The sequence below is a fragment of the Gordonia marina genome (assembly GCF_052036135.1).
Taxonomy (GTDB): domain Bacteria; phylum Actinomycetota; class Actinomycetes; order Mycobacteriales; family Mycobacteriaceae; genus Gordonia.
This window is the reverse complement of sequence record NZ_JBPSDN010000018.1, coordinates 1-20,068: the sequence shown is the minus strand read 5'-3', so window position 1 is coordinate 20,068 and position 20,068 is coordinate 1. Positions and strand designations below refer to the sequence as shown.

20 protein-coding genes are annotated in these 20,068 nt (G+C 69.9%); 6 read left to right on the top strand and 14 right to left on the bottom strand.

Annotated features, from left to right (window positions below; all coding sequences use genetic code 11):
* Positions 1 to 191: 191 nt before the first annotated feature.
* The 3 genes from ACSEEN_RS12780 to ACSEEN_RS12770 are packed head-to-tail and all read right to left on the bottom strand — an operon-like array spanning position 192 to position 2,140.
* A complete protein-coding gene (locus ACSEEN_RS12780; RefSeq protein WP_440713382.1) occupies positions 192 to 653 on the bottom strand; it encodes a hypothetical protein in 462 nt (153 codons plus the stop codon).
* A gap of 10 nt (positions 654 to 663) precedes the next feature.
* Positions 664 to 1,701 (bottom strand): sigma-70 family RNA polymerase sigma factor, encoded by a 1,038-nt coding sequence (locus tag ACSEEN_RS12775; RefSeq protein ID WP_440713381.1) that lies wholly within the window; start codon positions 1,699 to 1,701, stop codon positions 664 to 666.
* Between the two features lies 1 nt (position 1,702).
* Positions 1,703 to 2,140, bottom strand: coding sequence for a VOC family protein (locus ACSEEN_RS12770; RefSeq protein WP_247866216.1), 438 nt, complete (start codon positions 2,138 to 2,140; stop codon positions 1,703 to 1,705).
* 95 nt (positions 2,141 to 2,235) lie between these two features.
* Here ACSEEN_RS12770 and ACSEEN_RS12765 point away from each other — a divergent pair, with 95 nt between their 5' ends.
* On the top strand, positions 2,236 to 3,378 hold the full coding sequence (locus ACSEEN_RS12765) for a class I SAM-dependent methyltransferase (RefSeq protein WP_298442870.1): 1,143 nt from the start codon (positions 2,236 to 2,238) through the stop codon (positions 3,376 to 3,378).
* Positions 3,379 to 3,419: 41 nt separating this feature from the next.
* On the opposite strand, the gene ACSEEN_RS12760 is transcribed toward ACSEEN_RS12765, so the two are convergent.
* The 3 genes from ACSEEN_RS12760 to ACSEEN_RS12750 all read right to left on the bottom strand — a co-directional run bounded on the left by ACSEEN_RS12760 (position 3,420) and on the right by ACSEEN_RS12750 (position 4,970).
* Positions 3,420 to 3,788: a hypothetical protein gene (locus tag ACSEEN_RS12760; RefSeq protein WP_247866214.1), complete on the bottom strand. Its 369-nt coding sequence runs from the start codon at positions 3,786 to 3,788 to the stop codon at positions 3,420 to 3,422.
* A complete protein-coding gene (locus tag ACSEEN_RS12755) occupies positions 3,785 to 3,910 on the bottom strand; it encodes a hypothetical protein (RefSeq protein WP_283255266.1) in 126 nt (41 codons plus the stop codon). Before ACSEEN_RS12755 ends, ACSEEN_RS12760 begins: the two co-directional genes overlap by 4 nt.
* A 127-nt stretch (positions 3,911 to 4,037) precedes the next feature.
* Positions 4,038 to 4,970, bottom strand: a complete 933-nt coding sequence (locus tag ACSEEN_RS12750; RefSeq protein WP_247866213.1) for a helix-turn-helix domain-containing protein — start codon at positions 4,968 to 4,970, stop codon at positions 4,038 to 4,040.
* 195 nt (positions 4,971 to 5,165) lie between these two features.
* On the opposite strand from ACSEEN_RS12750, the gene ACSEEN_RS12745 reads away from it, so the two are divergent.
* Entirely contained in the window at positions 5,166 to 6,071 is a 906-nt protein-coding gene (locus ACSEEN_RS12745; protein WP_440713380.1) for an alpha/beta hydrolase, read from the top strand.
* A gap of 11 nt (positions 6,072 to 6,082) precedes the next feature.
* The gene (locus ACSEEN_RS12740; protein WP_440713379.1) at positions 6,083 to 6,868 is read left to right on the top strand and encodes an SDR family NAD(P)-dependent oxidoreductase; all 786 of its coding nucleotides are present in this window, start codon (positions 6,083 to 6,085) and stop codon (positions 6,866 to 6,868) included.
* Positions 6,869 to 6,942: 74 nt separating this feature from the next.
* Here ACSEEN_RS12740 and ACSEEN_RS12735 read toward each other — a convergent pair whose 3' ends face one another.
* The 4 genes from ACSEEN_RS12735 to ACSEEN_RS12720 form a co-directional block, all read right to left on the bottom strand.
* Positions 6,943 to 8,505, bottom strand: a complete 1,563-nt coding sequence (locus ACSEEN_RS12735; protein WP_247866210.1) for an AMP-binding protein — start codon at positions 8,503 to 8,505, stop codon at positions 6,943 to 6,945.
* A 78-nt stretch (positions 8,506 to 8,583) separates the two neighbouring features.
* Complete coding sequence (locus ACSEEN_RS12730; protein WP_440713378.1) at positions 8,584 to 9,183, bottom strand: TetR/AcrR family transcriptional regulator; 600 nt, start codon at positions 9,181 to 9,183, stop codon at positions 8,584 to 8,586.
* 367 nt (positions 9,184 to 9,550) lie between these two features.
* Positions 9,551 to 11,059: an aldehyde dehydrogenase family protein gene (locus ACSEEN_RS12725; protein WP_440713377.1), complete on the bottom strand. Its 1,509-nt coding sequence runs from the start codon at positions 11,057 to 11,059 to the stop codon at positions 9,551 to 9,553.
* Between the two features lie 116 nt (positions 11,060 to 11,175).
* On the bottom strand, positions 11,176 to 11,697 hold the full coding sequence (locus tag ACSEEN_RS12720) for a MarR family winged helix-turn-helix transcriptional regulator (RefSeq protein ID WP_298442887.1): 522 nt from the start codon (positions 11,695 to 11,697) through the stop codon (positions 11,176 to 11,178).
* 70 nt (positions 11,698 to 11,767) lie between these two features.
* On the opposite strand from ACSEEN_RS12720, the gene ACSEEN_RS12715 reads away from it, so the two are divergent.
* Positions 11,768 to 12,928, top strand: coding sequence for an FUSC family protein (locus ACSEEN_RS12715; protein WP_440713376.1), 1,161 nt, complete (start codon positions 11,768 to 11,770; stop codon positions 12,926 to 12,928).
* Positions 12,929 to 13,051: 123 nt separating this feature from the next.
* On the opposite strand, the gene ACSEEN_RS12710 is transcribed toward ACSEEN_RS12715, so the two are convergent.
* From ACSEEN_RS12710 to ACSEEN_RS12700, 3 genes are read right to left on the bottom strand one after another with little or no spacing between them, the layout of a single operon-like run.
* Positions 13,052 to 14,218: an acetyl-CoA C-acetyltransferase gene (locus ACSEEN_RS12710; RefSeq protein ID WP_440713375.1), complete on the bottom strand. Its 1,167-nt coding sequence runs from the start codon at positions 14,216 to 14,218 to the stop codon at positions 13,052 to 13,054.
* A 33-nt stretch (positions 14,219 to 14,251) separates the two neighbouring features.
* The gene (locus ACSEEN_RS12705) at positions 14,252 to 15,058 is read right to left on the bottom strand and encodes an SDR family oxidoreductase (protein ID WP_247866204.1); all 807 of its coding nucleotides are present in this window, start codon (positions 15,056 to 15,058) and stop codon (positions 14,252 to 14,254) included.
* A complete protein-coding gene (locus ACSEEN_RS12700) occupies positions 15,055 to 16,350 on the bottom strand; it encodes an acyl-CoA dehydrogenase family protein (RefSeq protein WP_440713374.1) in 1,296 nt (431 codons plus the stop codon). The genes ACSEEN_RS12705 and ACSEEN_RS12700 overlap by 4 nt, the downstream gene beginning before the upstream one ends.
* Before the next feature lie 42 nt (positions 16,351 to 16,392).
* Here ACSEEN_RS12700 and ACSEEN_RS12695 point away from each other — a divergent pair, with 42 nt between their 5' ends.
* Positions 16,393 to 18,021, top strand: coding sequence for a FadD3 family acyl-CoA ligase (locus ACSEEN_RS12695; RefSeq protein WP_440713373.1), 1,629 nt, complete (start codon positions 16,393 to 16,395; stop codon positions 18,019 to 18,021).
* 6 nt (positions 18,022 to 18,027) lie between these two features.
* On the opposite strand, the gene ACSEEN_RS12690 is transcribed toward ACSEEN_RS12695, so the two are convergent.
* Positions 18,028 to 18,771 carry a GAP family protein gene (locus ACSEEN_RS12690; RefSeq protein WP_298442899.1) on the bottom strand — a complete coding sequence of 248 codons (744 nt, stop codon included), beginning with the start codon at positions 18,769 to 18,771 and terminating at the stop codon, positions 18,028 to 18,030.
* A 181-nt stretch (positions 18,772 to 18,952) separates the two neighbouring features.
* On the opposite strand from ACSEEN_RS12690, the gene ACSEEN_RS12685 reads away from it, so the two are divergent.
* Positions 18,953 to 19,420 (top strand): DoxX family protein, encoded by a 468-nt coding sequence (locus ACSEEN_RS12685; RefSeq protein ID WP_440713372.1) that lies wholly within the window; start codon positions 18,953 to 18,955, stop codon positions 19,418 to 19,420.
* The last annotated feature ends 648 nt before the right edge of the window (positions 19,421 to 20,068 follow it).

Below are 20,068 nucleotides of genomic sequence, written 5' to 3'. Positions count from 1 at the left end.
CAGCATGGAGCCGCCCAACACGACGATCGAGCGGAGTCGAGATCACACCCCTACCACAGGTGGATGGTCTCGACTCCGCTCGACCAGCATGAGGGCGGCTCGACCGGCATGAACGCCGCTCGACCGGCATGGGGGCCGATCTGCCCCGCCGGCTGAGCCCGGCGAGGAACGAGCCGGTGTCGAAGCCCCCGCTACTCGGAGTCCCGGACGCCCTGGCTGTTCCGGACCAGTCCGTCGTTGCAGAACGAGTTCACGATCGCGAACGACCGGTCGTTGTCGATGAGCTGCTTCTTATGCAGGCGACGGCCGAGTTCGGCCGTCACCTCCTTCTGCTCGTCGGGGGTGAGACGACGGTAGGTGTGGCACGTCATGGTCCACGCCTGAGCTGCCATGCCGGACGCCGCGCTGCTGGTAGTCGTGGACGACTTCTCGGGGGTCGTGCTCGCGGAGGTGGACCGAGCGGTGCTGTGCGCGCTCGTGGACGGCGACGTCGAGGACGGCGCCGCGGACGACGTCACGGAAACCGTCGGTGTCGTCGTTCCGGCCGGGCCACCGGCCTTGACCGCGGTCCCGTCGACCGTGCACCCGCCGAGGACGACGGCCCCGGCGGCGACCATCACGAGCGCGGCGGCTCGCGATCTCGATGCACGCACGGCCCCTCCTTCACTCCGTCGCGGTGGACTCGACCCTCCCGAGGATAGCCGTCGGCGCGCCCGGATCGGTGAGCCGATCAGGGAGACCGGCCAGCGCGAACAGCGCCGGCTCGAAGAACGCTCCGACGTGCGTCACCGCGCCACCGGAGATGGTGAGGACGTCGAGCTGGAACGGGCGCCACTCGTCGCCGTCGCGCAGGTACATCCCGGCGGCCGGCAGCCCGTTCGCCGTGGTCGGCACCATCGCGAGGTCGCCGGGCCGCTGGGCCGGGCACTGCGCGCGGCTGAGTTCACCGATCCGCTCGGCATCCCGATACCAGCCGGGGAACGGCGGCATCTCCCACACGGCGTCCGCCGCGAGGACACTCACCACGCCGTCGATGTCGTACCGCTCGAAGGCAGCACAGAACTCGTCCCAGACGCGCTGCTCGTGCGCGGTGAGCCGGTCGGCGCGGGCGCCCTCGCCGATCGCGGTGTCCCGGGCCCGCACCGCGGCGAGCGTCTTCCGGGCGCGGGCCAGCGCGCTGTTCGCCGACGCCACCGAGACGTCGAGCAGGCCGGCGGTCTCGGCGGCCGAGAAGGCGAGCACGTCGCGCAGGATCAGCACGGCGCGCTGCGTCGCGGGCAGATGTTGCAGCGCCGCCGCCATCGCCAGACCGACGCTCTCCTTCCGGGTCGCGGCATCGGCCGGGTCGCCGAGGGCGGCGTCGGGCAGCGGTCCCAGCCAGCGGGTCTCGGTGTCGGCGACCACCGGGACGGCCGGGTCCGACGCATCAGTGCCCAGCCCGGTCGGCAGCGGCCGCCGCGCACGACTCTCCAGCGCGGTGAGGCAGGTGTTGGTCGCGATCTTGTACAGCCACGTGCGCGTCGACGACCGCCCCTCGAATCGGTGGAACGCCCGCCAGGCCCGCAGGTAGACCTCCTGCACCACGTCCTCGGCGTCGGTCGCCGAACCGAGCATGCGGTAGCAGTGGGCGAGCAGTTCCGCGCGCGACACGGCGGCGGTCAGCTCGTCGAAGCCGCCGGTCGAGGGGCCGTCGTCGTGCACCTCACGCTCCTTGCTGCTGCTTCATGAACTCCTCCGGCCCGGCCTCGACCGCGGCGGGATCCATCCACATGATGCCCCACCCGTGGCCGTCGAGGTCTTCGAAATCGCGGCCGTACATGAAGCCGTGGTCGTCGGTACGGCCGTCCTTCGCGCCGAGCGCCACCGCGCGGTCGACGATCTGGTCGACCTCCTCCCGGCCGGCCGCACTCAGATTGACCAGAACCTCACTCGACGTGGTCGCGTCGACGATCTGCTTGTCGGTGAAGTCCGCGTAGAACTCGCGGCGCATCAGCATGCAGACGATGTGGTCGCCCAGGACCAGCGCGGCGGCGTTGCCGTCGCAGAAGCGGTCGTCGAACCGGTAGCCGAGCGCGGTGAAGAACTCCCGCGAGCGGTCCAGATCGGCGACGGCGTAGTTGATGAAGATCATGTCGTGCATGGTGATTCTCCTCGCGTCCGCGGCGCTTGCCGTCAAGTGCCGTCACAGAGATAGACCACCGGGCCGGCCGAAAGTGATCGGTAGTCTCTGAACTCGTGGATCTCACCGCGCTCCGTCCGACCGCTCTCCGGCGCTTCCCCGACGTCGAGGGGCCGGGTCTGACCGCGGTCGACGCCGCCGACCGGCTGCTGCTCGACGAGGCCGCCGCGGCGATCGCCGCCACCCCCGACGGCGCGCTGGTGGTGATCGACGACGCCTACGGCGCGCTCACGCTGGGCGCGGCCGAGCTGGGTGCGCGCGACATCCGCGTCCACCAGGATCTGCTGACCGGCGAACGCGCGCTGTCCGCCAACGCCGAACGCCTCGGCACGACCGGTGTGTTCACCGCCCGCCCGCTCGATTCCGGACTCCTCGCCGGGGCGACGACGGTGCTGCTGCGGCTGCCACGCTCCCTCGACCGGCTCGCCGAACTCGCCGCCCTGATCGCCGCGCACGCCGACCCGGGCGTCCGGGTGTTCGCCGGCGGGCGGATCAAGCACATGTCGGTGGCCATGAACGACGTCCTGCGCGCCGTCTTCGAGCGCGTCGACGTCACCCACGCGCGGCAGAAGTCCCGCGTGCTGATCGCCAGTGGCGCAAAGACCCTCGACGCGGCGGCATCAGCCGGACAGTGGCCGCGCACCGAGTTCCACGCCGATCTCGGGCTGACCGTCGTCGCACACGGCGGCGTCTTCGCCGGGACCCGGATCGACATCGGTACCCGGTTCCTGCTGGAGCAGTTCGACGCGCTGCCCGCGGCACCGACCGCCGTCGACCTGGCCTGCGGCTCCGGCATCGTCGCCGCGGCGCTCGCCGCGCGGCGGCCAGACGTGCGCGTCGTCGCGACGGACCGCAGCGCCGCCGCGGTGGCGTCGGCCCGGGCGACCGCGGCCGCCAACGGTGTCGGCGAGCGCGTCGACGTCGTCCGCGCCGACGGCCTGGAGACGCTGCCGGAGGCTTCACAAGAGCTGGTGCTGCTCAATCCGCCGTTTCACAGCGATGCGTCCCTGTCGACCGGGATCGCCGAGCACCTGTTCGCCGACGCCGGGCGCGCCCTGGCCCCGGGCGGCGAGCTGTGGTGCGTGTGGAACTCACACCTGCGGTACCGCCCGGCGCTGGACCGCCTGGTCGGCCCGACCCGGCAGATCGCCCGGAACCCGAAGTTCACCGTCACCGCGTCCACCCGGCGAGCACGCTGATCGAGCGGACATGCCGATCAGGCGGCATGTCCCAGCCGCCGTCATGCCGCCGCGATCCCGGCCCGGATCTTCGCCACGGCCTCCGCCGGCGCGTTCTCCTCCGGAATCAGGATCCGGCGTCCCTTGCGCACCTTGACCACCACGAAGCCGCGCATCCTCGTGACCTGCTCCAGCCGCGAATAGGCCACCGTCAGCGTGACTCCGCCGTCCTCGAGCCGGAGCGCGGTATCGCTGTAGCCGGCGGACATGACGCTTCCTGGCGACAAGAGTCTCCGATTCGCCCGGTAACTCTTGAGCAGCGTGATCAGTGCGATCACCCCCAGAACGGCGGGAAGGCCGAGCAGGAACCACCAGGTGCCGAAGACCAGCGACAGAGCGATGAAGCAGACCGCCTCGAACACCGCCGTCACCGCCAGCCCCAGTTCCCCACCGGCCACACCCGCATGCCGCCGCGGGTGAAGCGCCAGACGTCGCCGTCGACGCACTCGTAGCGGTATTGGATCTCCGGCAGGTCGTCGGCCAGTACGGACACAGCTCCCCCTCGTTGTCAGCAGGGCGTCGATCCTACCGAGAGGCGTGGTCTCGACTCCGCCCGACCGTCATGATCTCGACTCCGCTCGACCGTCATGATCTCGACTCCGCTCGACCGCCACGGCCGGTCAGCGTCGGCGGGCGTTGCCGGGCGTCTCGCCGAACATCCGCCGGAAGGCCTTGGTGAACGCGGACTGGTCCGCGAATCCCCACGTGCCGGCGATCTCCCCGATCGGCCGGGACAGTTCGCTCACCAGCTCGGCGCGCGCCCGGTACAGGCGCCGCTCACGCACATACTGCCGCAGCGTGATCTCCCGGTCGGCGAACATCTGGTAGACGGCCCGGACCGAGAGCGAGAGATGCGTCGCCAGTTCTTCGGCGGTGGTGGAGCCGGGGAGCCGGTCTTCGACGAATTCCACGGCGCGACGCCAGCGCTGGTCGGCCCAGTCCGCCGCCGACGGGCGATGCGCCAGGTCGAGCGTGACGAACAGCAGCTCCCGGAAGGCGCTGCCCAGCGCGACGGCCGGCTGTTCGGCGAGGATCGGCTCGGGTGTGCGGTCGAGCGCCTCGGCCAACGCCCGCAGAGCGAGGGTCCGCTCGGCCCGGATCGGCCCCGCGGCGAGCAGTTCATCGAGGTGGGGCGTCCATGCCGCGACCAGATCCCGGGGCAGGAAGACGGTGAACTTGCGAAGGTTCTCCGACGCCGAGAACGAACCCTGCGACCGGGTGTCCCAGAGCAACGACTGCCCGGCGTGGAGGGTGACCGGTTCACCGTCGAGTTCGACGACCTCGCGGCCCTCCAGCACGGTGAGCAAGCCGAGGACCGTGTCGTCGTGCGCATCGATCGATGACCGCGTCCGCACCCCGGAGCACGACTCGGTGACGCAGTGGACGATGTCCAGACCGCCCAACTCGTAGCGACGGATCGGCTGCTCCATCAGCGGGGCACCCGCCGAATGCACGGACCAGCCCCGATGCCACCGGGTGATGAACGACGACAAGTCGCCGACCGTCGACACACCGGGCGCCTCGCGCTTCGGTGCCGCAGCTGGCTGGACCACCGTCATCCTTCGATCGTGGCATAGAAACGGCCTCCTGCCGAGGACTCCGGAGAGCCCGCTCACACCTCGGCCGCATTGTGCAGACACCGACCAAGATCTCTGCACTGGCGCTACAGCCGCCGGTGTGACCCACATCGCAGACTCGATTCACAGCCGCCACCGCGCCCGGCGGGCGGCCTGATCGGGAGTTGAGAAATGGCAGAAAGACGGAACTGCGAGTTCCAGACCGAGGACGGCACCACCCTGCGCGGGTGGTGGTATCGGGGCGAGGGCGACAACCGGCCGGTGATCGTCATGGCGCACGGCTTCTCGGCCACCAAGGAGATGTACCTCGACGACTTCGGCGGCTACTTCGCCGACGGCGGTTTCGACGTCCTGGTCTACGACAACCGGAATCTCGGCGAGAGCGACGGACCGCGTCCGGCGGAGATCGATCCGTGGCAGCAGGTGTCCGACTATCGGGATGCCATCACCTGGATCTCCGGGCAGGACGGCATCGACGCCGGCCGGGTCGGTATCTGGGGGTCGAGCTACAGCGGCGCGCATGTACTCGTCGTCGCCGCCCTGGACCGCCGCGTGAAATGCGTCGTCTCCCAGGTGCCGCTCGTCGACGGGCTGGAGAACGCCCGCCGGCTGATCCGGTCCGACGTCTGGCCGACCCTCCGCCAGGGCTTCGACGCCGACCGCGCCGGACGGCTGCGCGGCGAGGACCCCCTGACCATTCCGGTCACCTTCGATCAGTCCGCCGACGAGCCGTGCGCCCTGCCGACCCAGGACAGCCACGACTTCTTCTTCGGACCGATCCGCGAACGCGCCACCAACTGGGAGAACCTGATCACCCTGCGCTCGGTGGAGCTCTTCACCGAATACCTCCCGGCGGCCTTCATCGCCCGCATCTCACCGACGCCGCTGCTCCTGGTGGTCGCGACCGACGACGTCCTCACCCCGTGCGACCTGGCGCTGGGCGCCTACGAAGAGGCCCACGAACCGAAGAAGCTCCTGGTCCTGCCCGGCGGGCACTTCGACGCCTACATCGACGACGCCTTCGCGACCTCCGCCCCCGTTCAGCTCGACTGGTTCCAGACCCACCTCGGAAAGTAAGGACACATCTCATGGACACGATGACCGACAAGGTCAGTATCGTCACCGGCGCCGCGGGCGGCATCGGAACGGCCACCGCGCAGGCACTCGCCGAGGCAGGCAGCGCCGTGCTGATGGTCGACTTCGATGAGGAGGCGCTCGCTGCGGCCCGCGACAAGGTGACCGGCGACAAGGTCGACGTCTTCACCGCCGACGTCACCGACCGCGAGCAGGTGGAGGCGTACACCCGCTACGCGGTGGACACATGGGGCGGCCTCGACGCGGTGATCCTCAACGCGGGCACCTTCGGGTCGTCGTACTCGCTGATGGACTATCCGGAAGAGCTGTTCGACCGGGTGATCGCCATCAACATGAAGGGCGTCTGGTACGGCCTGCGCGCGGCCGTCCCGCACCTGCGCGAGCGCGGGGGCGGCAGCCTGGTGATCACGTCGTCGACGCAGGGACTCAGCGGATACTACGGCTCCACGCCGTACACCGCCTCCAAGCACGCGGTGGTCGGCATCATGCGCAACGCCGCGGTGGAACTGGCCACCGAGGGCATCCGGGTGAACACCGTTCACCCCGGGCTGACCGACACCACCATGATGGGCGGACTCCACACCGACGCCAACCCGGAGGATCCCCAGGCGGTCATGGATGCCTTCGCCCAAGCGCCGCCGATGGCACGGTACGCGCAACCCCGCGAGATCGCCGAGCTGATGCTGTTCCTCGCCAGTCCCGCGTCGAGCTACTGCACCGGTGGCACCTTCGTCGCCGACGGCGGCCTGCTCGCCTACCACGGTGGACCGCGCCCCTGATCCGCGCACTGTGAGCCCCGTGGAACTCGTCCTCCGCGATGTACCGTTCTCGGCATATCGCGGAGGACGAGTTCTCACTGCTGGCGGAGTTTGAACCGCTGGATCTTGCCGCTCGGGGTCTTCGGGAGTTCGTCGACCCAGTGCACGGTCCGGGGGTAGGCGTGGGCGGCGAAGCCGTCCTTCACCAGCTGTTGCAGCTCCTTCTCCAGCTCATCGGTGCCGGGCACGCCGTCGGCGAGGACGCAGAACGCTTCCAGTACCTCGCCGCGCAGCTGGTCGGGACGGCCGACGACGGCGACGTCGATCACCGACGGGTGGGTGATGAGGACGCTCTCGACGTCGAACGGGCCGATGCGGTAGCCGGCCATGATGATCACGTCGTCGTCGCGGGCGGTGAAGAAGAAGCGGCCGTCGTCGTCCCGGCGGCCGGCGTCGCCGGTCAGGTACCAGCCCGAGCGGTCGGGGCCGGTGAACCGCGCGGCGGTCTTCTCCGGCGCGTCGAGGTAGCCGGTGAACCACATCAGCGGGCTCGCCGCGGTGTCGATCGCGATCTCCCCGTTGACGATCCCGCAGCTGAATCCCGGCATCTCGAAGCCCATCGAGCCCGGGATCACCGGCTCACGCAACGCCTCGTTCCAGTGGTTGTTGATGAACATGCCGTGCTCGGTCTGGCCGTAGTGGTCGCGGACCTCGGTCCCGAGCGCACGGCCCGCCCAGTCGATCACATCGGGTGTCAGCGGCTCGCCGGCCGAGGAGGCGTGCCGCAACCGGATCCCGGTGAACTGCGGGTCGTTGGACAGGCTGCGATAGACGGTCGGCGCGGCGGCGAAGTTGGTGACACCCCACCGCTTCAGCACTTCGAGGGTGGTGGCGGGCGAGAAGCCCGCGCGCAGCAGCAGATTCCGGCGGCCGGTCGCCAGCGGTCCGAGGATTCCGTAGTAGAGGCCGTACGCCCAGCCCGGATCGGCGGCATTCCAGAAGACGTCGTCGGCGGCGACGTCAAGCCCGTAGTGCATGTAGGCGTGGAACGACGCGAGCGCCCGCACGGAGACCGGCACTCCCTTCGGGTTGCCGGTGGTGCCGCTGGTGAACAAGAGGATCAGCGCACCGTCGCCGCCGACGGCGACCGACTGGTCGTACGGCTCGCTCGCGGCGATCAGCGCGTCGAACTCCGGCCCGGTCACCAGGGTGTCGACCTCCGGAATCCCGGCGACCTTGTCGGCCTGGCCCGGCTCGGTGACCACCAGAGCGGCGTCGCCGCCGCGCAACCGCATCTCGATCGCGGGCGATGCGAACGCGGTGAACAGCGGAATGTAGACGGCGCCGAGCCGAGCGATCGCGAGCAGGGTGACCACGAGTTCGCGGCGCTTGCTCATCAGCACCCCGACGGTGTCGCCGCGGCCGATCCCGCGCTGGGCCAGCACGGTCGCCAGCCTCCTGGACTCATCGGCGAGCTGCCCGTAGGTGATGTCCTCCCCGGTCAGGCCGCCCGCCGGATCGACGTCGATCTGGGTGAAGGCGACCTGGGACGGGTCGTGCCGGTCGACGAGCAGGTGGGCCGCGCTCGCGTCCGATGCCCCGTACACCTCAAGCCACTGCCGGATCTGGTCCGCGATGTCCCGCGACTGTTCACTCATGGCGCCAGTATGCGCCATGCCACACCACGGCGACGCCGATTCCGGAAATTCAGTGAATGACGACTAACCGAAGTTCGATCAGCGCGGAAGGATGCCTTCCAGCACCACCGCGAGGTACTGGTCGGCGATCTGGTCCACCGACTTCGGGCCACCCGGCCGGTACCAGCGCACCGCGATCCAGACGGTGTCGCGGAGAAACCGGTACACCAGGTCGACGTCGAGATCCGGGCGGAACTCGACGTCGTCGACACCGCGACGCAGGACCGACTCCCAGAGTTCCCGGAACTCGACGTTGCGTTCACCGATGTAGGCGAAGCGTTCCTCGCCGGCCAGATGCCGCGCCTCGTTCTGGTAGATCGCCACCGCCGTATGTTGCGCGTCGATCGACTCGAACGAAGCGATCACCAACTGCCGCAACGTGTCCGCGGCACCGAGGCCGGCATCCGCGATCTCCCGGTAACGCGCGAAGAGTCCGTCGAGGAATCCGCGCAGCAACTCGTCGACCATCGACTCCTTGGAGTCGAAGTGGTGATACAGGCTGCCCGACAGGATGCCCGCGGCGTCGGCGATGTCGCGCACCGTCGTCGAACGCAGACCGCGCTCGGCGAACAGTTCCCCGGCGATGCCGAGGAGTTCGTCGCGCCGGGATCCCGCGCGCACCTGCGCCTTCGCTGTCACCGCTCCACCCTAGCAAGTGCTTGGTCGTGGCAGGCACAGCAATCGCCGGGCGGAACCAGACGCTGATCGAGCGGTACCCGTCAAGCCGGTCGAGCGGGACCTCAACCTGGTCGAGCGGGACCCTCAAGCCGGTCGAGCCGGACCTCAAGCCGATCGAGCCGGACCTCAAGCTGATCGAGCGTACCCGTCAAGCTGATCGAGCGGAGTCGAGATCACCCGCCTCGACACGAGTGTGGTCTCGACTCCGCTCGACCATCATGGGTGACTCCGCTCGACCATCATGGGTGACTCCGCGGGTGCTGAGCATGCGCGGCGGAGCCTGCGACGACGCGCGGTCGAAGTGCGACCATCATGGGTTCTGCGGGAGTCAGCGCTTGGCGGACTTTCGCGAAGCGCGACCCTGGAGGAAGCGCCACATCTTCATCTGCGCGTCGGTCAGGCGGGTGTCGCTCTTGGTGAACGGCGCGGAGACCAGCTCGGCGAACTTGATCGGCATGGTCGAGACGGTCACCGCGCGGGCGTGGCTGAACGTCTCGAATCCGAAGTGACCGTGGTAGTTGCCCATGCCGGAGCGGCCGACGCCGCCGAACGGCAGGCCGCCGGAGAGCAGGTGCAGCGCGAAGTCGTTACCGCTGATCGAGCCGCTGCGGGTGTGATCGGCGACGTGCGCCAGCCGCTCGTTGTCCTTGCCGACCCAGTACAGGGTGAGCGGGTGCCCGGCGGCATTGATCTTGTCGATGGCCTCGGCCTGGTTGCGGTACGGGTACACGGTGAGGACCGGCCCGAAGACCTCGTCCTCCTCGATCTTCATACCGGCCTTGACCCCGGTGAGCAGGGTCGGCGGGATCTTGCGCGTCGCCGCGTTCGGCAGATCCTCACCGGCCGGGATCACCTGGCGCTTGGTGGCACCCAGTTCGACGGCGTCGTCGATCAGGCCGACGATCCGGTTGTAGTTCTTCTCGTTGATCGTGGAGGTGTACTGCGAGTTGTCGACGATGGTCGGGTAGTTCTTGGTCCAGCGGGCGATCACCTTCTCGGTGAACTCGCCGACCTTCGCCTCGGGCACGAACACGTAGTCGGGGCACAGGCAGACCTGGCCGCCGTTGATCATCCGGGCGTCGGCCAGGAAGTTCGCGGCTTCGGTGATGTCGGTGTCGATGTCGACGATCGCCGGATTCTTGCCGCCGAGTTCCAGGGTGACCGGCACCAGATTCTTGGCGGCCTCCTGCGCGACCGACGCGCCGACCTCGGGCGATCCGGTGAAGAACATGTGGTCCACGGGCAGCTTGGCGAAGTCGCTGCCACCGCCGTGCTTGCTGGTGACCACCGCGAACTCTTCGATCGAGAAGTAGTCGGGCGCGACGCGGGCGATCACCTCGGTGGTCCGCGCGGTGATCGACGACGGCCGCATCAGGACGCGGTTACCCGCGGCGAACGCCGAGCCGGCCGGCACAATGGTCAGCTGCAGCGGGAAGTTCCACGGGCCCATGATGCCGACGACGCCGAGCGGGTCGTGCCGCAGGCGCTGCTTGAAGCCGAGGAGCCCCTGCACCTTGGCGACGTTGGTCTCGCGCATCCACTCCGCGGCGTGCCGGCGCTGGTGGGTGAGGTCGATGAGGCAACCCGCGACGTCGGTGGCGATGGACAGCTCGCGCGGTCGGGTGCCGAAGTCGGCGTTCAGGGCCTCGGTGATCGCCTTCTCGTTGTCGAGCAGCATCTGCCCGAGGCGATTGATGCGGTCGATGCGAGTCTTCGCGTCCGGGATGCCGTCCCGCAGGAACGCCGCCTTCTGGATCTCGAGCAGTTCGCCCAGGGTGTGCGACTCGGAAGACACCTTGTCTCCGGGCCGGGTGGTCACATCGGCTGGCTTGGTCATCGGATTCTCCACATTCCCCGTGAGTTCGGATGTCGGCGCTTGGGACGGACACACGCCTTCGTCTCTACGGTACTAGCAGACGTTGCCCGCGTCACATAAGATAACTTACGCGACTCTCACGGCCGAGGCGAATCCTCCAGCGACCGCGCCACGCGCCGCAGCAGGACGACGAGCGTCTCGCGCTCCCGCGGCGACAGCCCGGCCAGCACCGCCTCGTCGTCGGCGAGTCGGCGCGGCAGCTCCTGATCGACGACGCCGCGCCCCGCATCGGTCACCTCGAGCAGCACCACCCGGCCGTCGACCGGCGACCGGCCGCGCCGGACCAGTCCGCGCCGGACCAGGGCCTCGGTGAGCTTGGTGATCGACGCGCCGCTGAGCGTGGTGGTGGACACGACCTCGCTGGCCCGCAACGGCCGCCCCGCGCGCGCCAGGGCGCCGAGGACGTCGAACTCCGAACGAGTGACGCCGTGCTGCTCCAGCTGCCGATCGAGCCGCTGGCTGGCGACCGAGGCGACGCGCTGAATCCGGCCGAGCACCGCGATGGGCGCGACGTCGTACTGCGGGTAAGCCTGCGCCCATTCGGCCTGGATGCGGTCGACGAGGTCACCACGCTCACTCTCCGACGGATCCTGGGACACGCGGCCGAGCCTACGCCGACGGCTTCTCCGGCTATTTATTTTACTAGTAAAACACTGTTACCATGATCTGGTGATCCCGTCCGACTCCCGCACCCCGCCGGCCCGCTCCGCCGCGCTCACCTATCCGCTGCGCAGCCCCGGCTGGCGCAGCGCACTCACGCTGGATCCGAGCAAGGCGAGCTACTGGGCGCCGGTGCGCGTCGGCGCGGCCGTCGGCCTGGTCCTGATGGTCGGTGGGCTGCTGGGCGCGAAGGACGTCGCGGGTATCGCCGCTCTCGGGGCGCTGGTCTCGGCGTTCTGCCGTCCCGATCCGTACCGGATGCGCGCCGGCCGCCTCGCGGCGCTGAGCGTGGCCGTCACGGCCTCCGTCGCGATCGGCGGACTGGTCGGTCTCGCGGGCGACTCCCTGCTCATCGAGACCGCGGTGATCGCATTGCTCGCCGGCTGCGCGGCGCTCCTCGTCGGAGCCCTGCGGGCGGCGGGTCCCGGGGCCGTGGTCTTCGTGTTCGCCGCCACCGCGGGCGCCGGATTCGTCTCCTGCGCAGGGGATCTCGCGCGTGCGACGACGGCGACGGCGCTCGGCTCGGTCATCGGGATGGCGGCCGCACTGAGCCCGTGGCTGTACGCCCGCGCCCGGCACCGGCTCGGCCGCGGCCCCGCCGCGGCGGAGGAGACCGGATACGAGCCGGTCCGGCGGGCACTGTTCCGGATCCCGCCTCGGCATCTGGCCGCCACGGCGGCGCGGATGACGGCCGCCGCGGCGGCGAGCGCGCTGATCGCCGGCGCCGCCGGATTCGCGCATCCGATGTGGGCGGCGATGGGTGCGGTCGCCGCGCTGCAGGGCGTGGACTTCCACCTCACCGTCTCCCGTGGGATCGCCCGGCTGCTCGGCAACGTGGTCGGCGCCGGTATCGCCGCCGGACTCCTCATGCTGCCGCTGGGGTACTGGGGTGCGGTCCTGGCGATCGTGGTCTTCCAGACCATCGCCGAGATCACCGCACCGGTGAACTACACGCTCTGCAGCATCGCGGTGACCCCGATGGCCCTGCTACTGACCGCCCTCGGCGCGGGACTGGACCCGACCGTCGCGCTCGACCGGATCGCCGACACCCTGATCGGCATCGTGGTCGGGATCGTGGTGGCCGCGCTGACCGTCAGCGCCACCGACCACCTCCCGGCGCACCGCCCGATCGGCGCGACGCGCCGATTCAGCCGAGGCCGTGTCTCCTGAGGCTTCTCCGAAGGCATCGGTGGATCCGCTGGGCGGCCGGCAAGGCGGAGGCATGGCGGCGCTATGCCGACCGACGACAACGCCGCCAGGCGTTCAGCGGGCCGCCGAGGACCGGAAAGAGACTCAGGAGGCGCGGCCTAGCCGCTCGACGATGGTGACGTTCGCGGTACCGCCGCCCTCGCACATGGTCTGCAGCCCGTAACGACCGCCCGTGCGCTCGAGCTCGTTCAGCAGCGTGGCGAAGAGCTTGGCACCGGTCGCCCCCAGGGGATGCCCCAGAGCGATGCCCCCGCCGTGCCGATTCACCCGCTCGGGATCGGCGCCGGTCTCCTTCAGCCAGGCCAGAACCACCGGCGCGAACGCCTCGTTGATCTCGACCACGTCGATGTCGTCGATCGACAGGCCGGTCTTGTCGAGGGCATGCGCGGTCGCCGGGATCGGCGCCGACAGCATCATCACCGGATCGTCGCCACGCACGGTCATGTGGTGGATGCGCGCCCGCGGGGTCAGGCCGTAGCGGGTCAGGGCGCCCTCGGAGACGATGAGCGTGGCCGCCGCCCCGTCGCAGATCTGGGAGGCCATCGCCGCCGTGAGGTCGGAGCCGTCCAGGAGGACATCGAGCGCGGCCATCTTCGCCAGGCTCGTGTCCCGCGGGCATTCGTCGGCCACGCAGTCGCCCAGCGCGACGACCTCGGCGTCGAACGTGCCGTCGGCGAGGGCCGCGCGAGCGCGGTCGTGGCTGCGCAGCGCCCACTCCTCCATCTCGCGCCGGCCGAGGTTCCAGCGCTTGGCCATCATGTCGGCGCCGACGAACTGGCTGATCTCGGTATCGCCGAAACGCCGCTCCCAGCCGACGGATCCCGCTGTGGGCGTGGGGAATCCGAACTCGCGGCCGGCGATCATCGCCTGGCTGATCGGGATCGCGCTCATGTTCTGGACACCGCCGGCCAGGACGACGTCCTGCGTTCCGCTCATCACCGCCTGCGCGGCGAAGTGGATGGCCTGCTGGCTCGATCCGCACTGCCGGTCGACGGTGGTGCCCGGCACGCCCAGCGGCATCCCGGCGGCCAGCCAGGCCGTGCGGGCGATGTTCCCGGCCTGCGGGCCGATGGTGTCGACGCACCCGAAGATCACGTCGTCGACCACCGCCGGGTCGATGCCGGTCCGCTCCACGATCGCGGTGATGACGTGGGCGCCGAGGTCGGCGGGGTGCACCGTGGCGAGCGAGCCGCCGCGCTTGCCGACCGGGGTGCGGATCGCGTCGACGACGTAGGCCTGGGGTGTGGACATCGGGAAAGCTCCTCGGGGAGAAGGGAAGACGGCTCAGGCGCGCTGACTGGAGATGGAGACCACCTCGCCGGTGAGGTACGTGGAGTAGTCGGAGGCGAGCATGGCGATGGTCGCCGCGATCTCCCAGACCTCGGCGGCACGGCCGTAGGCCTCACGTTCGGCGAGTTCGTCGAGCAACCGGTCGCTGGTGACCTTGGCGAGGAAGGGGTGGCGGGCGATCGACGGCGCGACGGCGTTGATCCGGACACCGTAGTCGGCGGCCTCGACCGCGGCGCAGCGGGTCAGCGCCATCACGCCGGCCTTCGCGGCGGCGTAGTGCGCCTGGCCGCGTTGCGCCCGCCAGCCGAGCACCGACGCGTTGTTGACGATCACGCCGCCGCACGAGGCGTCGCGGAAGTAGCGCAGCGCCGCGCGGGTGGCGCGGAAGCAGCTGGTGAGGGTGACGTCGAGAACGCGGTCCCACTGGTCGTCGGTCATGTCGGCGACGGGTGTCTCCCCGCCGAGGCCGGCGTTGTTGACCAGGAGATCGATCCGGCCGAGGCGGGCGGCCGCGTCGGCGATGAGCGCATCGACCTGCGCGGTGCTGGTGACGTCGCAGACGACGGCCTCGATCCGGCGCGCGGGGAACTCGGCGGCGAGGGTGTCGGCGGTCTCGGCGAGGCGTCGTGCGTGGAAGTCCGAGACCACCACGTCGGCGCCCTCCAGCAACAGGCGCCGCGCGGTGGCGAAGCCGATACCGGTGCCCGCCGCGGCGGTGACGACGGCGTGACGTCCGGTCAGCAGTCCGTGCCCGGGGGTCTCGTCCGGAACGGCCGCCAGCGGGGAGACGGGTCGGGTCATCCTCGTGCCTCTCGGGGAAGGCCGAGCACGCGCTCGGCGATGATGTTGCGCTGCACCTCGTTGGAACCGCCGTAGATGGTGTCGGCGCGGGTGAACAGCAGGAGTCGTTGCCACTCGTCGAGTTCGACGTGATCGGGGCGGTAGATGTCGTTCGGCCGGCCCTCGGAGGTGGCGGCCGGGCCGAGCAGGACCGTGGCACCGGCCACGTCGGCGGCCAGCTGACCGAGATCGCGGTGCCAGCCGGCCCAGAGCAGCTTGGCGACCGACGCCGCCCCGGTCGCCGAGACCACGTCCCCGGCGAGGGTGCGTCGGGCGTTGGCGTCCATCACCATCAGACCGATCCGGGCGCGCCGCAGTCGGCTGGCGATCTCCGGATCGTTCACCGCGCCATTGCTTTTCGCGAGCCCGACGAGGTCGTCGAGCTCGCGGGTGAAGCCGACCTGCTGCCCGAGCGTGGAGACCCCGCGCTCGAACTGCAGGAGGCCCATCGCCACCTTCCAGCCGTCACCGGGTTCACCGACGACCAGGCTCGCTTCGGTCACCGCGTCGTCGAAGAAGACCTCGTTGAACTCGCTGGTGCCGGTGATCTGCTGGATGGGCACGATGGTGACGCCCGGCTGGTCGAGCGGCACCAGCAGAAAGCTCAGGCCCCGGTGACGCGACGACGTCCCGTCGGCGGGCTCGGTGCGCGCGAGCACGAACGCCCACTGCGACAGGTGCGCCAGCGAGGTCCAGATCTTCTGGCCGTTGATCACCCAGTCGTCGCCGCGGCGTACCGCCGTCGTCGCGATACCCGCGAGGTCGCTGCCCGCGCCCGGTTCGGAGTAGCCCTGCGCCCACAGCTCGGTGACGCCGACGATGCCCGGCAGGAAGCGCGCCTGCTGCGCGGGCGTGCCGTACTCGATGAGGGTGGGGCCGAGGAGTTCCTCACCGAGGTGGTTCACCCGCGCCGGTGCGTTCGCGCGCGCATACTCCTGATGGAAGATGATGCGCTGCGCGAGGGTGGCCCCGCGCCCACCGTGGGCGACCGGCCAGCCCAGACACGTCCAGCCGGCGGCGGCGAGGTGGCGATCCCAGGCCAGCCGTTCGGCGAAGAACTCGTGCTCACTGCCGGGTCCGCCGCGCCCGCGCAGGTGCGCGAACTCGCCGGTGAGGTTGTCGTCGAGCCATCGGCGTACCGCGGCGGCGAAGACCGCGTCGGCGCCGGGCGTGGACGCGGCCCATTCGCCGAGGTCGAGCCCGCGATCGGCGAGGACCGCCGGCGCGTCGCCCGGTCCGTGGGGAAGGGTCATGATCGCTAGCTTAACCTACCAAGCATTTGTTAGGTTTTGATCATGACGACGCTCCCGATGACCACCCCCGCCGCCCTGTCGTGCGCCCGGGCGCAATGGCCGGACGCGATCGCCGTGCACGACGCGCAGTGGGGCACACCCGTCGAACTGACGTGGACCGCGCTCGCCGAGCAGGTGGAGGCCTTTGCCGGCGCGCTCGTGGCCCTCGGGGTGGAACCCGGCGACCGCGTCGCGATCTGGGCGCCGAACAGTTATCACTGGCCGATCGCGGCACTCGGCACGCACTGCGCCGGAGCGGTGCTGGTGCCGCTGAACACGCGGTACACGGTCAGCGAGGCGCAGGACATCGTGGACCGGTCGGGGGCACTGGTCATCGTCGCGGCCGGCGAGTTCGCCGGCGTCGACCGGCTCACCGAGGTCCTCGACTCCCCGATCGCCGAGCATCGCACCGTGATCGGGATTCCGCTGAGTCCGCCGGGCGAGGACGTCGTCGCGGCGGCGGAGCGCGACGTCACGCCGGCGGAGCGCGACGTCACGCCGGCGGAGCGCGACGTCATGCCGGCTGAGCCCCGTCGAAGCCTCACCTGGCAGCGCTTCCTCGCCTCCGCCACGCCGGAGTCGACGGAACTCGCCCGCCGTCGTGCCGAGCGGGTCCGGCCCGACGACCTGTCCGACATCCTCTTCACCTCCGGGACCACCGGGGCGCCGAAAGGCGTCCTGGCCGAGCACCGGCACACCGTCGCCGGGGCGCGGGCCTGGGGCGCGAACGGCGGCCTCGGCCCCGACGACCGCTATCTGATGGTCAATCCGTTCTTCCACACCTTCGGCTACAAGGCCGGGATCCTGCCCTGCGTGCTGTTCGGCTCCACCATGCTGCCGCTCGCGGTGTACTCACCGAGCGAGGCGATGAAAGCGGTTGCGGCGCAGCGCGTCACGGTGTTCCCGGGTGCACCGACGATCTTCCAGACGATTCTCGACGACCCGCGGCGTTCCGCGTACGACCTGTCGAGCCTGCGGCTGATCGTCACCGGCGCGACCATCGTGCCGGTCGTGCTGATCGAGCGCCTGCAAACCGAATTGGGCGTCGACACCGTGATCACCGCGTACGGCCAGACCGAGACCAGCGGCTTCATCACCACCTGCACGGCCGACGACGACGCCGTCACCGTCGCGACCACCTGCGGCCGGGCCTTCGACGGCATGGAGGTCCGGCTCGGCGACGACGGCGAGGTGCTCACCCGGGGCGCCATGGTGATGCGCGGCTATCTGGACGATGCGAAGGCCACCGCCGAGACCATCGACGCCGACGGCTGGCTGCATACCGGCGACGTCGGGCGACTGGATGCGCGCGGCAACCTGACGATCACCGATCGGCTCAAGGACATGTACATCTCCGGCGGATTCAACGTCTATCCGGCCGAGGTGGAGCAGGTCGTGACGCGGGTGCCCGGGGTGACCGAGGCCGCCGTGGTCGGGGTGCCCGACGATCGGCTCGGCGAGGTCGGGCGCGCCTATGTGACGACGCTGCCCGGCGCCGGCGTCACCGAGCACGACATCCTGGCTTTTGCGGCCGAGCACCTCGCGAACTTCAAACTCCCGAGATCCGTCGTCGTCGTCGACGCGTTTCCGCGCAACGCCTCCGGGAAGATCCTCAAGCGCGAGCTGCGATAGCGCTCGTCAGTCGGCGAGACCGAGGCCCTCGCCGAGGAAGATCCCGCCGACCACGACGAGCACCACGAGCGTGATGGCGGTCATGTTGGCCTCGATCCAGTGCCGGGCCTCGTAGAGGCCGGCTTCGACACGGCGACCACCGACCACCGCGGTGAGGAGCGGGATGAGAGCGCCGGCGGTGGCGATGGCCGCGAAGATCGCGACGATCACCCACTGCTCGGCCTGCGGCACCTGCGCCTGACCGATCTGCGCGCCAGCGCTGATGCCCAGCGGGATGTTCTTGATGATCAGCACGCCCTGCGCCAGGCCGACCAGCAGGCAGGCCCAGACGCCGAGGCCGTCGAGGCGGTCGAGGATGCCCGGCTTGCCCGCCGGCTCGACGTCGAGCATCTCCTGTTCGACCACCTCGAGGGCCGACTCCTCGGCCTCGTCGACCTTGACGGCCCGGTCGTGATTCGGTCGTTTGATCCAGGTCAGCGCCGCGAGCACGAAGAACAGGACACCGAACACCAGGTGCAGGATGTCGATGCCACCGGAGGTCCCGCTGGGGTCGTCCTCTTCGGCGCCGTCGGTCACCAGCATCGGAATCAGGGTGATCCCGAACATCGCCACCCACCAGCCGACGGCGAAGAAGACCGCGCGCAGCTTGCCGCGGTCGCCGAGGAGCAGGATCAGGGCCGTGGTGATCGCCAGCGGACTGAGCGCCAGGCCCATCGCCAGCCCGAACGTGCTGCCCAGAGCACTCCACATGTTGCGCCTCCGAAAGTTCGGTCCCCCGCCTCCCGGTAGGACACGGCTATCTCAAAAGTTAAGCATGAGCAGGCCCGGTGCCACGACGCACCCTCGGCCGGGAGACCACCGGCTCGCGGTCGAGCAGTGAGAGCGGTCACATGCCCTTGGCCGATTCCCGATCACTCGTCAACATTAGGTAATGCTAACCATATTAAATCGTGTGCAGCCGTGGGTCCTCGCGGCGTTCCGGGTGGTCGTCGGCTTCCTGTTCTTCTGCCACGGGGCGTCGACCTTGTTCGGATGGTTCGTCACCCCGTACGGGGGCCGGACCGCCGACATCGGCGCCTGGCCGTCCTGGTGGGCGGCTCTCATCGAGTTCGTCGCGGGTGCGGCCATCGTCCTCGGCCTCGGCACCCGGGCCGCCGCGTTCCTCGGCTCCGGCGCGATGGCGGTCGCCTACTTCTGGATGCACCAGGGCGACGGCCTGCTCCCGATCCAGAACGACGGCGACTCGGCCGCACTCTTCTGCTGGGCCCTCCTGCTTCTGGTGTTCTTCGGCCCGGGACGGCTCGCTCTTTCTTCGGTCCTCGGTGGCACGACGGCCGCCGCTGCCCGCACCGAGGCAGTCGAGGACGCCGGCGCCTCCACCGACCCCGTGCCCGCCTGACCGGTCCCATTCACCCCGTAGCACCGGCCTGCCGGCACGGAATCTTCCGTGTCGTGGCCCCTCGCCTCATCGCCCGGTAGCTCGTTCTCGCCCCCACTGCCGAGGGGGCGAGAGCGAGCTATGGGTGCCTGGCCTCCGTGACACGGAGCGACACCATCTACCCCTTGAGCGCGGCCCTCGCTCGTCGAGCGACGGCGAGACCCATCCCGGCCGTGCGGAACTCCGATGACGGTCGGCACCCATGACGGTCGAGCGAAGCCCGCGATGGTCGAGCCAAGCCGCGATGGTCGAGCGAAGCCTGCGATAGTCGAGCGACGGCCATGATGGTCGCCCCTCGACCGCGTGTCGTCGCTTCGGTCGGCCACGCATGCTCAGGACCCGCGGAGTCGAGACCACGCCCACGCCCACGCCCGGAACGGCACGACCGGATCAGAGTCACCCGACTCCGAGTCGTCGCCCTCTCCGCCCCGTTCCTCGTTCTCGCCCTTGTTGCTGAGGGGGCGAGACCGAGACAAGGGTGCTGTCGACGACGCGTGAATACTGACCCCCAGACGACGGGTGAAAGTTGACCCCCCTCGTCATTCTGGAGGGATGATTTCAGTGGAAGACTGGGCCGAGATCCGTCGGCTGCACAAGGCGGAGGGGTTG